This is a genomic window from Mucilaginibacter sp., from assembly GCF_035492695.1.
GTDB lineage: Bacteria > Bacteroidota > Bacteroidia > Sphingobacteriales > Sphingobacteriaceae > Mucilaginibacter.
Map to the genome: position 1 here is coordinate 437789 of NZ_DATJJC010000007.1, position 12138 is coordinate 449926.

The window sequence follows — 12138 nt, forward strand, 5'->3', positions numbered from 1 at the left end:
TAAATTAAGCAAGCGTGGAGTAAAACGGAATTAAAAGCGTAATTTATCGCTGATGAAACCTTATTTCCACCTGCTTGACAATGAATATACTTGAAATATATTATTATAGCCTATTAACAACCGGGACGGTGTTAGCCTTTTTGTTATTTAAAAAGGGGAAAAAGCAATTTATTGCGCTGGCTATTTTACTGGCAATAACATTAGTAAAGGAGCTCATTACAAGCCAACTTCCAAGGGAGAATTATAAGCTATCTTTTCTGATCACAGATATATTCAACCTCCTTGAATATACCTTATTTTCTATTTACTTTATAATAAGTTGCCGTAACATAATGCTAAAAAAATGGGTTAAATTATCAATACCGCTGTTTATCATTTTTGGAGCCTATACCTCTGTCTTTATTTATCAATTTAGAGAAGTTCCCGTTCTTAATATTGATTTAGAAGGATTTTTGTTACTTATAATTTACACTCATTTACTTTACAACCTTGAAATAGATGACAATAAATCTATTTATATGCATGCAGACTTTTGGATCGCTATTGGGGTCATGATTTTTTTTGGGGGGGCTTTTGTTTTTATAGGTCTGCTACCGATCATTCTTGAACAGGACAGTGTGAGGGCTTTAAGTGAATACGGCAAGATACTCCAAATCTTAAACTATATATTTTACAACTCAATAATCATAGGGGTCATATGGGGAATCAGAAACAAGAAATATTTAATGGTGTAGAGTTGATCAGTATATTTTTTATCCTGTTAATTGCCATTATTATTATTACGGCGATTTTATATTATAATAAAAGACGAAGTCATAAAGAAGACCTAGCCAGCTTCCAAAACATTCTATTGCAAACCCAATTCGAGATCCAGGAACAAACCCTCCAAACTATCGGTACCGATCTGCATGATAACATCGGCCAGTTGCTGAGTTTAACGTCCCTCACACTTAATTCTATCGAACTGGACAACCCGGATAAAGCCCGACAAAAGGTTGATGCTGCTATCGAACTGAATTTAAAGTCGATCAAAGAAATGCGCCAGCTGGGTAAATTACTGCATGGCGAGCAGCTGTTAAAGCAAGGGCTGGAAGAAGCCATTCGCAGCGAGATCAACTGGATAGAAAAGTCGGGCCGGTTTGCGATAAGCTATAATGTTTGCGGTGAGAAATGTTTGACCAGTAATGCGGATAAGGACCTGATCTTGTTCCGCATTATGCAGGAAATATTAAATAATATCATCAAGCATTCCGGCGCAGGCGAGATCACCATTAAACTGGACTATCCGGAGGGCGGAATCCGGCTGCAGGTGATTGATAACGGCGAAGGTTTCGAAATTGATCAGTTGCCCGAAGAACAAAAGGGTATGGGCTTAAAAAATATCCAGAAACGCGCGGAGATAGTTGGCGGTACGGTATTTATACAATCCCAACGTGGCGAAGGCACCTGCATTGACATATTTATTCCTTATCCTTAAAAAAATGGAAGCTGAAAAAATAAATATTGCTATAGTGGACGATCATACGCTGTTCAGGAATGGTGTGGCCAGCCTGATGGGCGAGTTTGTTGATGACCTGCAGGTTGTGTTTGAAGCAGAAAACGGCTTGCAAATGCAGGAGGCCCTGGCAAAATACCCGGCTCCAAATGTTATGTTAATGGATATTAATATGCCTGTGATGGATGGGTATGAAGCCACGGCATGGCTAAAAAAAAATCACCCTGCTGTAAAAGTTTTAGCATTGAGTATGTTCGAGGACGATCAGGCGGTTATAAAAATGATCAAATGCGGGGCATGCGGTTATGTGCTGAAAGAATCGAAGCCACGGGATCTGCTCGAGGCTATAAAAACGATCCACGCTAAAGGAGTCTATATCAATGATATGGTTTCCGGTAAACTGGTCCGCTCCGTGGCCGATGGGGATATTGGTACAGATATCTCAAAAAAGGAAATGGAATTCCTTAAATATTGCTGTTCCGAACTTACTTATAAGGAGATAGCCGATAAAATGTTCGTAAGCCCCCGCACGGTGGACAATTATCGGGAAGCGCTGTTCCTGAAATTAAATCTGAAGTCGCGTACCGGACTGGTGTTGTATGCTATACAAAACCAGTATTTCAAATTCTGAAATAGTGCACTTTTACCACGGCCTCCTTTAGTTCAAGGAATTTGGCGTATCTTTTGGCTGCGCTGTCAATAGCAGCATTGGCCTGCTTGCTTAATAACTTAAATGGCGTAATATCAATAATTACCGTTTCTTTTTTAAGTTCCCGTTTCCAGATACCTTCTATTTTACCATTGACTATAACGGTGTGATTAAATATCGTGCCCCGCGGATCGGCTTTATCGATGTTCTTTTCAAGGATGGTGGCGCTGCGGTCTTTGTAACTGACAATATATTCGTCGTAATTAGGCAACAAATAGGCTCTGTTCTGCTTCACTGTGCCGATCTCAGGATCGGCAAACCAATAACCATCTTTATTTACAAGGTTGCTTTTTATCATTTCAAGCCCGGCTTTGCAGTCGGCAACCGTCAGTCCGCTCCACCATGCAAAGTCCTGTAGAGTAGCGGGCCCGTGGGATGCGAAATAACGGCCGGCCATTGTTGCCAACGCTTCATCACGACTTATTGCCGCTGTCTTCGGCACGCGGTCGTCAAGTAGTGTATAGGTTAGTTGTTTTCCCTCTGTGCCACCGCTGCAAATTAATTGGCGCAATTCCATCTCCATCATAATATGAACAAAGCGCTGTTCTTCTATTTTTATTCCGGCATTTCTTAATGTATCAATAAGTTGTGTACGCGCCAGTTGTTTACCGCCCTCTAATACCCTGGTTAACGTGTTGGTGCATTTGGAGAAAACCTTTTCATCCAGTTGCAATTGCCGGTGCCTGGTGGCTGCAATAGCCCGCACACGCGCTGCTGTTAGGTCCAGCATCCAGCGTATATCCTGGGGCGCAACAAAATGCCAGGTGGGGCGCATTACATGCGTCCGCAGGATCTCACCATCGTTGAAAGCCTTCTCAATTATTTTGTCGGAACCATTCATAAGCCGTTGACCAATAGCCCATTTTGCACCGGCATAGTCCTGCGCCTGTACGGCACCAAGCCATTTTACTACTTCGGCAGGTTTGGTAAACCCGGGTTCGTTTAAATGCTGGTTTCGCAGCCGCAGTTGGGTCAGGTTCAGGCCGGGCATGGGCTATTTAATCTTCTTCGTACCGCCTTAAACGGTTGCGTAAGTTTCGCGTTTCTTCCTGTATACTCTCCACCCGTCGCAGTAAATGGGTTATCGCCTCAATGCCCGCCAGGTTTATCTCAAGTTCGGTATGCAGCCTTGCCATGCGTTCGAGTTTTTGCAATTCAGTTTCGGGAATATAGGTTCCTTCACTTGTTGCCCTTATCTCTATTAAACCCGCCTGACTTAACGAATCGATAAATGTATACTCGACGTGATGATAGGTGCAAAATTCCTTAGCTTCTATTAATCCTTTCGTTGCCATGCTATTTGGATTTTGATAGTTCGGTAAACAACTCTTTTTGCTTTTCGGTCAGGTTAACGGGCATCTGTATATCATAAGTTACCAGCAGGTCACCTGAATGCCCTTCGTGTTTGTACACCGGCAGCCCCTTGCCTTTAAGCCTGATGGTACTGTTGTTCTGCGTTTCGGGTTTTACTTTGATCTTCACCTTGCCGCTTAAGGTATCAATCGTTACCTCACCGCCCAGCACCGCTGTATAAAGATCAAGTTTGGCTGTAGTGTAAAGATTAGCACCGTCACGCTTAAAGTTTGGGTCTGCTGCCACCAGGAAGGTAATGTACAGATCGCCCGCGGGGCCACCATTTACACCCGGCCCGCCATGTCCGGCTATTTTGATGATCTGCCCGTTCTCGACACCTGCGGGTATAGTAATGCGTATATTCTTTCCGTTAACAGCGAGTGTTTGCTTGTGGGTTTCGCTAACATCCTTCAGCGTTAGTTTTAGTTCGGCATTGTAATCCTGGCCCCGGTATTTGGCTTGCCTGCCGCTACTGCGTCCGCCGGCACCGCCAAACATCTGCTCAAAGAAATCGGAAAAACCGCTGCCGCCAAAATCTTCATAGTTCTCGAAACCCTGTCCGCCGCCTCCACCGAAGCCCCTGTACTGCTGCCCGCCTTGTGCTTGTTGCTGCTGCGAGTATTTTTCATATTCTTCGCCGTGCTGCCAGTTTTCTCCGTACTTATCGTACTTCTTGCGTTTTTCGGGGTCGCTTAAAACCTCGTTGGCTTCGTTTATCTGCTGAAATTTTTTGTTAGACTCGGTGTCGTTCGGGTTCAGATCGGGGTGGTACTGCCGCGCCAGCTTACGATAAGCCGATTTAATATCTTTTTCAGACGCGCTTTTGTCAATGCCAAGTATCTTGTAATAATCAATAAAGGCCATAATAGCTGTTTAACCTGTTGGGTCGATATAAGTTTTTGCAGGTATAAAATTAGCACTTATCGGGTAAACCTGAATATGATGCAGATCACTTTTAATAACGGGGTTAAAATATCCCGTTTATCGGTTAGGTATAGTATAAAAATTTTCGCTGTACGAATCAAAACGCGCGGTATTTTTTTGCTAAACGATGAAAAGCTTGTTTGATTTTTATCTGATTTGCTTAAAATAGCGTGTAATAATTTGTTGATTATTAGCTAATTATAATAAATAATCACTATTTTTATCTTAGTGTGTTTGTGACACTATTATGATAAATCGTGTCGAATAAAATCTCACCTTTGCGGCATATTAAACCGGATAAAAATACCAATCGGTTTATATAGAAATAATTAAGATACAAAAGGAAATGAAAACCAAAATTTTATCCTTAACCCTGTTACTCGTTGCATTAGCAGGATTTACCAAAAACACTTACGCCGCTGCTTCAGCCGGCAGTAACTACACTGTTTTGAATGATATCAAAGCCATTAATAAGATCGAAGTTCGCGGAAACGTTCAGCTGTTTATTTCAGATAATGCCGACGAAAAGGTGACTGTTTACAACAAATACTACGCCGAGACTGCTTTGGTGCAAAGCAAAAATGGCGTTCTGCGCATATCTTCTTACAGCCCTGAAAAATTGATCGTATGGGTTAGCTCTGAAAGTTTACATGCTATATCAGCATTTGACAACGCTGAGGTAAAATCGTTCGGCAAGGTTTCGAAGATCGAATTTAATATCGACCTGCACGATAATGCATCTGCCAAATTGGATTTTGATGCCTACAGCGCCAACGTTACGCTGAGGGATAGCGCCACTATCGAATTAAGCGGCGCCGTTGAAGAATTTGGCGTGAACCGTACTTTAGGTGCGATGGTTATTAATAACGGCCTTTCGGTAGCTCACAACACCGAGAACAAAATTGTGGACCAGGCAGGCAAGGTTGCTTTGGCCGGCCTCGAATAAAGTTTTTTCATAATAGGTTTAGGTTTACATAGTGTTAAGGGCTGTCCGCAATTGCGGACGGCCTTTTTTGTTGAATGCTATTGTGGGGCGAAGACGCTACGGTGCAATGAAAAAGTATAGGTAAAAAGTTGGCTTACCGGTTTGCCGTTTTGTTTGGCGGGAGTCCAGGCAGGCGCCATATCAATAACTTTGGCTATTCTTGCCTGTAATTCGCTGTCAACTTCAGCCAGGGCCTTTCCATTGCTAAGTTTGCCTTTTTCGTCTATCGTAAATTGGATCGCTATTGATGTAATACTTTCCCAATTTCCATGTGTGTTAAAATAAGCAGACAGCTTTTGCCACATATAATCTTTAAAGTTGGGCGGCTGTATAGCGTTAACAATATGTTTTGATGCTGCTATACTGTCCAGCAGATTGCTCCATCTGGCTTCTTTACGCCTGTAGGCATAATTGGTGACCGATCTTATAAAAATCCCTTCATCATACGTGGTTATCTGGTCGCCGCTAATCCACTCGCCATTTTTTTTGCCGTTCAAATAATTCCCTTTTATGACCGGAGTATTATCGTCTCCGTCGAACTGTTCGTAAAGACCATTCAACACATCGCCCCGGAATGTTATTAATTGCATTATTTTGCCATTACCAAAATAGTCTATCCACTGGCCATTTTTCAAGCCGTTAAAAAACACGCCCGATCGTTTCAGGTAGTGCTGGTTCTCATCATTATAATAATAATTGAATTGCCCGCTTGGCGTGGTTAATTCGCGGTCTTTATACACGCCCTCTACCATCAACTTGCCCTCGATCGTGTACTGTATGGCAGCCCACAAAGTAGTGTCATCTTTATACTTACTCAATATCACCTTGGAGGCGGCCTGGTTTGAATCGGCCACAACATGGAGATTCATATCATAATAGATAATCGTTTTTTGACCATACGAGGTGGATGCCCCGAGGGTAAGGCAAAGGAGTGATAAGATAAGTTTCATTAGTACTAATATAGCATTTAGTTTAAATTTTAGAAAATCGTTTAACGCGGCATTCTTTCAATCGTATATTTACCGCTCATTCAAAGCCTGTTTATGGACACCAATATTTTCAAATATTTCGCCGATATCGCGGTTAAAGAAGTAGCGCCCGGATATTTTTCCAAATTGATTCACACCGAGACTAACACTATCAACTTCATCGAGGTAGCAGCGGGCCGCGCTGTGCCACGCCACAAGCACATCCATCAGCAATATACTTTTGTATTGGAGGGTCAGTTTGAGCTAACGGTGAACGATGTTCCCCAGGTGCTCGACCCCGGCATGTATGCGCTTATACCTTCCGAAGCATACCATAGCGGCATTGCGGTAACCGATTGTAAGCTGCTGGATGTTTTCAGTCCCGTACGCGAGGATTACCGCAAATTGTAAGGCCATGCTGAACCAATTGAGAATTGTTGCGACGGCTGTGCCTGTAAAACTAAGATATATCCTGCTGCTTTTGCTTGTAATAGCTCTGTCAGTTAGAGCAAATGCCCAGCCCGTTACAAAAGTGATCGGGCAGGGGAGTCAGCCCCAGGTAAGTACCAGTGTTCAGGGTGTTATCCGTATTGTATTTGGCCGAAACGATAGTATATTTTGCTCCGCCTCTGCCGATAGAGGTACATCCTTTTCGGTCCCGGTACTTGTCGGCCATGTCCCGCAAATGCACCTGGGCATGGCGCGCGGGCCACAACTCGCAAGTTCGGCGCGGTACAGTGTAATTACTGCTATGGATAAGCTGGGCGATATCCATTATTTTATACTCGATCATCAAAAAGGAAAATGGCAGGATAAAGGGTTTGTTAACGATGCCAGGTCGTCGGCTCCCGAAGGCTTAATGAATATAGCCTGCGACAACCAGGATAACTTTTATGCCACCTGGCTCGACCTGCGGGTTGGGAGAAAGAATAATATCTTTTTCTCTGCAATGGCGGCAGGGAAGGGCTCATGGTTCAAAAATAAGCTTGTTTATCAATCGCCAGATGGGCACGTTTGTGAATGCTGCAGACCATCGATAGCAGTAAAAGGGGCGAATGTCGCTATCATGTTCAGGAATTGGCTCAACGGCTCCCGCGATCTTTATTTGATTACCTCTAAAAATAAGGGCCAGGTGTTTGGTGACGCGTCAAAACTCGGCAATGGCACCTGGCCGCTTAACGCCTGCCCCATGGATGGCGGAGGGTTGACCTTTAATACTGACAATACCATTAACACCACCTGGCAACGGCAGGGGATGGTTTACTTTTGCAAACCTGGTGGCAACGAGAAGGAGATAGGCAAGGGAAGAGACTGTAGCATCGCCCCGGACAAGAACGGACCGATCATAGCCCTGACCAGCGGTGATGTTATAGAATACAGGAACGTGCAAACAAATAAGGAAACAACAGTAGGCAAGGGAGCCTATCTGAAAACCCTTACCCTTCCGGGCAACCGTATTTTGTGTGTTTGGGAAGATGCAAACCACATCCAAAGCAAAATATTATAAATAAACTGATACACTTTTGCCTTTAATATATTATGAAGGGTAAGAATAATAGCCTGCGTATCATCCTGGATATAGTTCTCATCGCTTTTGTAATGCTATTCCCGCATTACGGGCACCTGCCCATGTATGCGTATCCGTTTGTAGTGTTAGGGATGATATGGGTATACCTTAATTTTAACGGCGAAAGCTATGCAAGTATAGGTTTTCGCTTTGCCGATCTGAAATGGCGCACCTTTTACATCGGCGGAGCTATAGGGGTGGTTTACGCTATTTTTCATTTTTATTTGCTGGGCCCTTTTCTAATCCATTTAGGGTTCAGGCACCCAAACCTTACCGATTTCGCTTACCTGAAGCATAATGTAGTTAAATACCTGTTATTGATATTGCTTGCCGCATTTTTGGTGATACCTTATGAAGAAATTGCCTTCCGCGGTTTCGTACTGAACCGCCTGAAAACGATAATCGGCGATAAAGGAACGGTACTTTCCGCCAGCGGCATTTTATCCGCAGCCCTGTTTGCATTGTATCACATACAGGAGGGCTGGGGAGCAGTGGTGGCGATATTCCTGTTCGCACTCGTGATCACAGCGGTTTACCGCCACTTTAAAAGCAACCTGTGGTATGCCATCTTCTTCCATATTGCCTACGATGTTTTTATGCTGACGATGATATTGCTGGGTAAAATGTAATCGCCTATAATGCCCCCTGGTCCTATTCGATGCATTTTCATAAACTCATGGAGAGGGGTTGGAATGAAGTTAACTCGCCAGCATATGCCGGTAACTGCGCCCGATAGGTATTGTTTCATTATTAGTAAGCACCAGTTTATTGCCCTGCAGGTGTTTTATCTTGCTATTGGCCACCATGTAGGATTTATGCGCACGTACAAAATGTTTGGGCGGGAATATATCTTCCACAATTTTTAGCGAACCTTTTACAATGATCTTTCCTTCGGTGGTATAAATGATTGAGTAGTCCTTCAGCCCTTGTATATAATAAATAGAATCGAGCGGGGTTTTGATCTTTTTGGTGCCCGATTTCAGGAAGATATAATCCGTTTCTGTATGGCTTGTGACCATGATGGAGGCGTCGCGTTTCAACTCTTCCTGTAGTTGTTTTAATTCCTGCCGTTGCTGGTACCAATCAAGACTAAGCTTAAAGGCGACGGTAACAGCCAAATACCAGGCAGTGGTAAGCAGATTAAAAGGCACGGATGCCCAAAAATTCTTATACACTCTCCAACTCAGCACCATGCCGTATAAGTAAAAATCATACAGGCTTTGCAACCCTACATAGGCGCAAAGCGATAATAGTAGTAAGCCGAAATAGGCCGGATACCTGCGTGCCGAAAAATATTTGGGTATCAAGTAAAAGATATGGAAATACGATAGCGATATAATAAGCGCCAGCCTTACTATAGTACATTCAGCAAAGTGGCCGAGCCCTGCTTTTAATATCAGGTAGCGCCGGTCATACAGGAATATTGTGGTAATGACGATCCAGAATGCCAGGTGCAGCAATTTTTTGGTAGTCGGCAATTTTAAGTTCATGGGAGAATGTTTTCTGCAATGATCAGTATAAAACAGACAAACGGTTAATTGAATAGACCAACACCACATTTAATAGACAAACGTTGCCGGCCCATTTCACACCTCAATATACATCTATTAATTCAGGCTTTGGTCTACTTTATTTTCTGTAGTTGCCGGGGCTGCCTAATCTTGTCATGGAATTTTAAAACAAAAGATCATGAAAACATTATTTATTTCCCTGCTTATCCTCGGCGGAGCCTTGGGTAGCAAACCGATCAATCCTGTAGCGGTAGCCGGCGGTATAAGCGTATTAAAGGTCGATCCTGCATCAAGCGCTGTTAGCTGGAAGGCAGAAAAGACTACCGGCGCCCATACCGGAACAGTCGCGATAAAGTCTGGCACACTCACTATGTATTGCGGACAGCTTGCTAAAGGAACAGTGCTGATCGATATGAGCGCGCTGGCAGTAACCGACCTGTCGTCGCCCGACAAGCAAAAGCTTGAAAATAATTTGAGGGGCGATAATTTCTTCGATACTGGAAAGTTCCCTGAGGCAAAGCTCGAGATAGTTTCCGTGGATCACGGATCGGAAAAGGTGCATCATTTCATCACTGTTCTCGGTAATATCACCCTGCATGGCGTTACCAAACAAATTGTTTTTACTGCTGATGTTGTCAAAAGTAACTACGAGAATTTCTCCGGCCTGGCTGACATTGCCCTGAACCGCAAGGATTTTAATATCGCCACCGATAATATCAAGTACAATACTTTTATCTATAAGGATATTCGTTTGCATGTGTCGCTGCAAGCCAATAAAGCGGACGAGCAGGTAACTTCGTTGTGAGTTTATTTTAAAAAAGTCCCTCCCGAAAGGAGGGGCTTCGCAGCAAAGCAGGCTTCCGGCAAAATTTGCTCTATTCCCTGCAAACAATTAGGTTTGCGCCATGCCAATTACTAAAGCTACAATTGCCGATATAACTGAACTAACCACACTTGTTAACAGCGCCTACCGCGGGCATTCGTCGCAGGCGGGATGGACCACCGAAGCTCATTTACTTGATGGCATTCGCATCGACGAGGAAACCATGAGGGGTTACCTGCTGTCTGATGGCATCACCATTTTAAAATATTGCAACAGCGAAGAAAAGATAATCGCCTGCGTTTACCTGGAGCCTAAAAGTAACAAACGCCTGTACCTGGGTATGCTTAGCGTATCGCCAACCTTGCAGGCTGGCGGCATTGGGCGGCAGTTACTGCACGAGGCTGAGATATGGTGCCACAAACTTAATTGCGAGGTTATTTTTATGACTGTTATCACGACACGCACCGAGTTGATAGACTGGTACAAGAGAAGGGGATATGTCGATACAGGTAAGCGGGAGCCCTTTCACGATGGTACGCGCTTTGGGGTGCCGAAAGCTCACATTGAATTGATGGTGCTGGAGAAGGAAGTTTAATAGAGCAGGTAGCCGGGCGCTAATTCTCAATAAAAACAAAAGCCTTTTTCAGGTCATTAATTAACGTAAAAGGCACTTTGCAGTCTTCTTTTAATTTTAGTGTAGCCTGTGGGGTGAACTTCAGCTCAAAAAAGTCTAAAATATGTTTGTCCGTTACTCTGAAAAATATATCATATTTACTTTGGATTTCCTCCAGCTCTTGTTTTGCTTCTGCCGCCCCGTTAATCGTTTTCATGTTATTGGTTCCAGGTTTAGTATAGTTTTGAATTATTTTTAAAAGCAGGCGTGCTTTAATTGAGCATAGTGAAAGCCGGTCAATCGTAATAGCTTGCTGCTACAAAAGTAGGCCGCTCTTTTCCGCAAAAAAATGATGGAAATCACGTCAGAAGGTGATCTGGCCGACAAATGAAGGGCGTTGTTTGTTGCGGCTATTTTAACAGGAGCGGCAGCACTTCTTCCAGGTGTTCCACGTGCCTGAAATTGGCATGTTCCAGGTTGGTTTCTACATGCTCGTGCGCCCAGGTGGTATGGTATGGGACATGGATAGCATGGCCGCCGATATTGAGTACGGGGATCACATCCGATTTTAAGGAATTTCCTATCATCATAAATTCAGACGGTGGAATATCCAGGTGACGTATCAGTTTGCGGTAATCGGCTTCGCCCTTTTCCGACATCACTTCGATGTGGTGAAAGTAATGGCTCAACCCCGACTTTTTTAATTTCCTTTCCTGGTCCAGCAAGTCGCCCTTGGTGGCCACGACAATCCGGTAATGGCCCTTGAGGGCCTCAAGTACCTCTTTTACGTTGTCCAGTAGTTCGATGGGCTCGTTCAATAACTCCTTTCCAAAACCGATGATCTTCTCAATGGCACTTACGCTGATAGTATTTCCGGACACTTTTAACGCCGCTTCTATCATCGACAGGATATAGCCTTTAATACCGTAGCCGTAAAGGGCAAGGTTTTCAATTTCGATCTTTAGAAGCTCGCGCGATAAGGTATGCTGCGGCATAAAATCCTCCATCAGCGTGCAAAATTTCTTTTCAGTCTCCTGGAAATAAGGCTCATTCACCCACAGTGTATCGTCGGCATCAAAAGCAATTACTTTAATATTCGTCATCGTATTAAAATTGATGCAATAATAGGTTTTTGATGGGCAAGAATTTCTCTTTAGAGCCAATAATTATTAGAAAAAAGATGCTTATAT

At 43.6% G+C, this 12138-nt stretch carries 16 protein-coding genes; 9 read left to right on the forward strand and 7 right to left on the reverse strand.

The features are described 5' to 3' along the window. The first annotated feature begins 80 nt into the window (after positions 1–80). The 3 genes from VL525_RS06165 (at position 81) to VL525_RS06175 (ending at position 2126) form a co-directional block, all read left to right on the forward strand. Positions 81–734 (forward strand): hypothetical protein, encoded by a 654-nt coding sequence (locus VL525_RS06165; protein WP_325384450.1) that lies wholly within the window; start codon positions 81–83, stop codon positions 732–734. Between the two features lie 116 nt (positions 735–850). Beyond that, entirely contained in the window at positions 851–1477 is a 627-nt protein-coding gene (locus VL525_RS06170) for a sensor histidine kinase (protein WP_325384451.1), read from the forward strand. A gap of 4 nt (positions 1478–1481) precedes the next feature. Next, on the forward strand, positions 1482–2126 hold the full coding sequence (locus VL525_RS06175; RefSeq protein WP_325384453.1) for a response regulator transcription factor: 645 nt from the start codon (positions 1482–1484) through the stop codon (positions 2124–2126). Here VL525_RS06175 and VL525_RS06180 read toward each other — a convergent pair. Genes VL525_RS06180 through VL525_RS06190 form a run of 3 tightly spaced genes read right to left on the reverse strand, consistent with a single transcriptional unit; the run spans position 2116 to position 4421 of the window. Beyond that, positions 2116–3195 carry a winged helix DNA-binding domain-containing protein gene (locus VL525_RS06180; protein ID WP_325384455.1) on the reverse strand — a complete coding sequence of 360 codons (1080 nt, stop codon included), beginning with the start codon at positions 3193–3195 and terminating at the stop codon, positions 2116–2118. The two genes, VL525_RS06175 and VL525_RS06180, sit on opposite strands and share 11 nt — an antisense overlap. Before the next feature lie 7 nt (positions 3196–3202). Beyond that, on the reverse strand, positions 3203–3499 hold the full coding sequence (locus tag VL525_RS06185; RefSeq protein ID WP_325384457.1) for a chaperone modulator CbpM: 297 nt from the start codon (positions 3497–3499) through the stop codon (positions 3203–3205). A gap of 1 nt (position 3500) precedes the next feature. Further along, positions 3501–4421: a J domain-containing protein gene (locus tag VL525_RS06190; protein ID WP_325384459.1), complete on the reverse strand. Its 921-nt coding sequence runs from the start codon at positions 4419–4421 to the stop codon at positions 3501–3503. Between the two features lie 406 nt (positions 4422–4827). Between VL525_RS06190 and VL525_RS06195 the strand changes: the two genes are divergently transcribed. Further along, positions 4828–5427 carry a GIN domain-containing protein gene (locus tag VL525_RS06195; protein WP_325384461.1) on the forward strand — a complete coding sequence of 200 codons (600 nt, stop codon included), beginning with the start codon at positions 4828–4830 and terminating at the stop codon, positions 5425–5427. Positions 5428–5504: 77 nt separating this feature from the next. On the opposite strand, the gene VL525_RS06200 is transcribed toward VL525_RS06195, so the two are convergent. Continuing rightward, entirely contained in the window at positions 5505–6416 is a 912-nt protein-coding gene (locus tag VL525_RS06200; protein WP_325384463.1) for a hypothetical protein, read from the reverse strand. Between the two features lie 93 nt (positions 6417–6509). On the opposite strand from VL525_RS06200, the gene VL525_RS06205 reads away from it, so the two are divergent. The 3 genes from VL525_RS06205 to VL525_RS06215 are packed head-to-tail and all read left to right on the forward strand — an operon-like array spanning position 6510 to position 8630. Next, on the forward strand, positions 6510–6845 hold the full coding sequence (locus VL525_RS06205) for a cupin domain-containing protein (protein ID WP_325384465.1): 336 nt from the start codon (positions 6510–6512) through the stop codon (positions 6843–6845). Between the two features lie 4 nt (positions 6846–6849). After that, a complete protein-coding gene (locus tag VL525_RS06210; protein ID WP_325384467.1) occupies positions 6850–7941 on the forward strand; it encodes a hypothetical protein in 1092 nt (363 codons plus the stop codon). 32 nt (positions 7942–7973) lie between these two features. Further along, entirely contained in the window at positions 7974–8630 is a 657-nt protein-coding gene (locus VL525_RS06215; RefSeq protein WP_325384469.1) for a CPBP family intramembrane glutamic endopeptidase, read from the forward strand. A gap of 69 nt (positions 8631–8699) precedes the next feature. Here the strand turns inward: VL525_RS06215 and VL525_RS06220 are convergent, their stop codons facing one another. After that, positions 8700–9491 (reverse strand): LytTR family DNA-binding domain-containing protein, encoded by a 792-nt coding sequence (locus VL525_RS06220; RefSeq protein ID WP_325384471.1) that lies wholly within the window; start codon positions 9489–9491, stop codon positions 8700–8702. Positions 9492–9690: 199 nt separating this feature from the next. Here VL525_RS06220 and VL525_RS06225 point away from each other — a divergent pair, with 199 nt between their 5' ends. Further along, positions 9691–10317: a YceI family protein gene (locus VL525_RS06225; RefSeq protein WP_325384473.1), complete on the forward strand. Its 627-nt coding sequence runs from the start codon at positions 9691–9693 to the stop codon at positions 10315–10317. A 100-nt stretch (positions 10318–10417) separates the two neighbouring features. Beyond that, positions 10418–10930 carry a GNAT family N-acetyltransferase gene (locus tag VL525_RS06230; RefSeq protein WP_325384475.1) on the forward strand — a complete coding sequence of 171 codons (513 nt, stop codon included), beginning with the start codon at positions 10418–10420 and terminating at the stop codon, positions 10928–10930. Between the two features lie 19 nt (positions 10931–10949). On the opposite strand, the gene VL525_RS06235 is transcribed toward VL525_RS06230, so the two are convergent. After that, positions 10950–11165, reverse strand: coding sequence for a hypothetical protein (locus tag VL525_RS06235; protein WP_325384477.1), 216 nt, complete (start codon positions 11163–11165; stop codon positions 10950–10952). A 193-nt stretch (positions 11166–11358) separates the two neighbouring features. After that, positions 11359–12051, reverse strand: coding sequence for an HAD family hydrolase (locus tag VL525_RS06240; RefSeq protein ID WP_325384479.1), 693 nt, complete (start codon positions 12049–12051; stop codon positions 11359–11361). Between the last annotated feature and the right edge of the window lie 87 nt (positions 12052–12138).

Bases quoted from the DNA above. Each gene is read 5' to 3' on its own strand.
- VL525_RS06165 (WP_325384450.1), top strand. From the start codon at position 81: ATGAATATACTTGAAATATATTATTATAGCCTATTAACAACCGGGACG.
- VL525_RS06175 (WP_325384453.1), top strand. From the start codon at position 1,482: ATGGAAGCTGAAAAAATAAATATTGCTATAGTGGACGATCATACGCTG.
- VL525_RS06180 (WP_325384455.1), bottom strand. From the start codon at position 3,195: ATGCCCGGCCTGAACCTGACCCAACTGCGGCTGCGAAACCAGCATTTA.
- VL525_RS06185 (WP_325384457.1), bottom strand. From the start codon at position 3,499: ATGGCAACGAAAGGATTAATAGAAGCTAAGGAATTTTGCACCTATCAT.
- VL525_RS06190 (WP_325384459.1), bottom strand. From the start codon at position 4,421: ATGGCCTTTATTGATTATTACAAGATACTTGGCATTGACAAAAGCGCG.
- VL525_RS06195 (WP_325384461.1), top strand. From the start codon at position 4,828: ATGAAAACCAAAATTTTATCCTTAACCCTGTTACTCGTTGCATTAGCA.
- VL525_RS06200 (WP_325384463.1), bottom strand. From the start codon at position 6,416: ATGAAACTTATCTTATCACTCCTTTGCCTTACCCTCGGGGCATCCACC.
- VL525_RS06205 (WP_325384465.1), top strand. From the start codon at position 6,510: ATGGACACCAATATTTTCAAATATTTCGCCGATATCGCGGTTAAAGAA.
- VL525_RS06210 (WP_325384467.1), top strand. From the start codon at position 6,850: ATGCTGAACCAATTGAGAATTGTTGCGACGGCTGTGCCTGTAAAACTA.
- VL525_RS06215 (WP_325384469.1), top strand. From the start codon at position 7,974: ATGAAGGGTAAGAATAATAGCCTGCGTATCATCCTGGATATAGTTCTC.
- VL525_RS06220 (WP_325384471.1), bottom strand. From the start codon at position 9,491: ATGAACTTAAAATTGCCGACTACCAAAAAATTGCTGCACCTGGCATTC.
- VL525_RS06225 (WP_325384473.1), top strand. From the start codon at position 9,691: ATGAAAACATTATTTATTTCCCTGCTTATCCTCGGCGGAGCCTTGGGT.
- VL525_RS06230 (WP_325384475.1), top strand. From the start codon at position 10,418: ATGCCAATTACTAAAGCTACAATTGCCGATATAACTGAACTAACCACA.
- VL525_RS06235 (WP_325384477.1), bottom strand. From the start codon at position 11,165: ATGAAAACGATTAACGGGGCGGCAGAAGCAAAACAAGAGCTGGAGGAA.
- VL525_RS06240 (WP_325384479.1), bottom strand. From the start codon at position 12,051: ATGACGAATATTAAAGTAATTGCTTTTGATGCCGACGATACACTGTGG.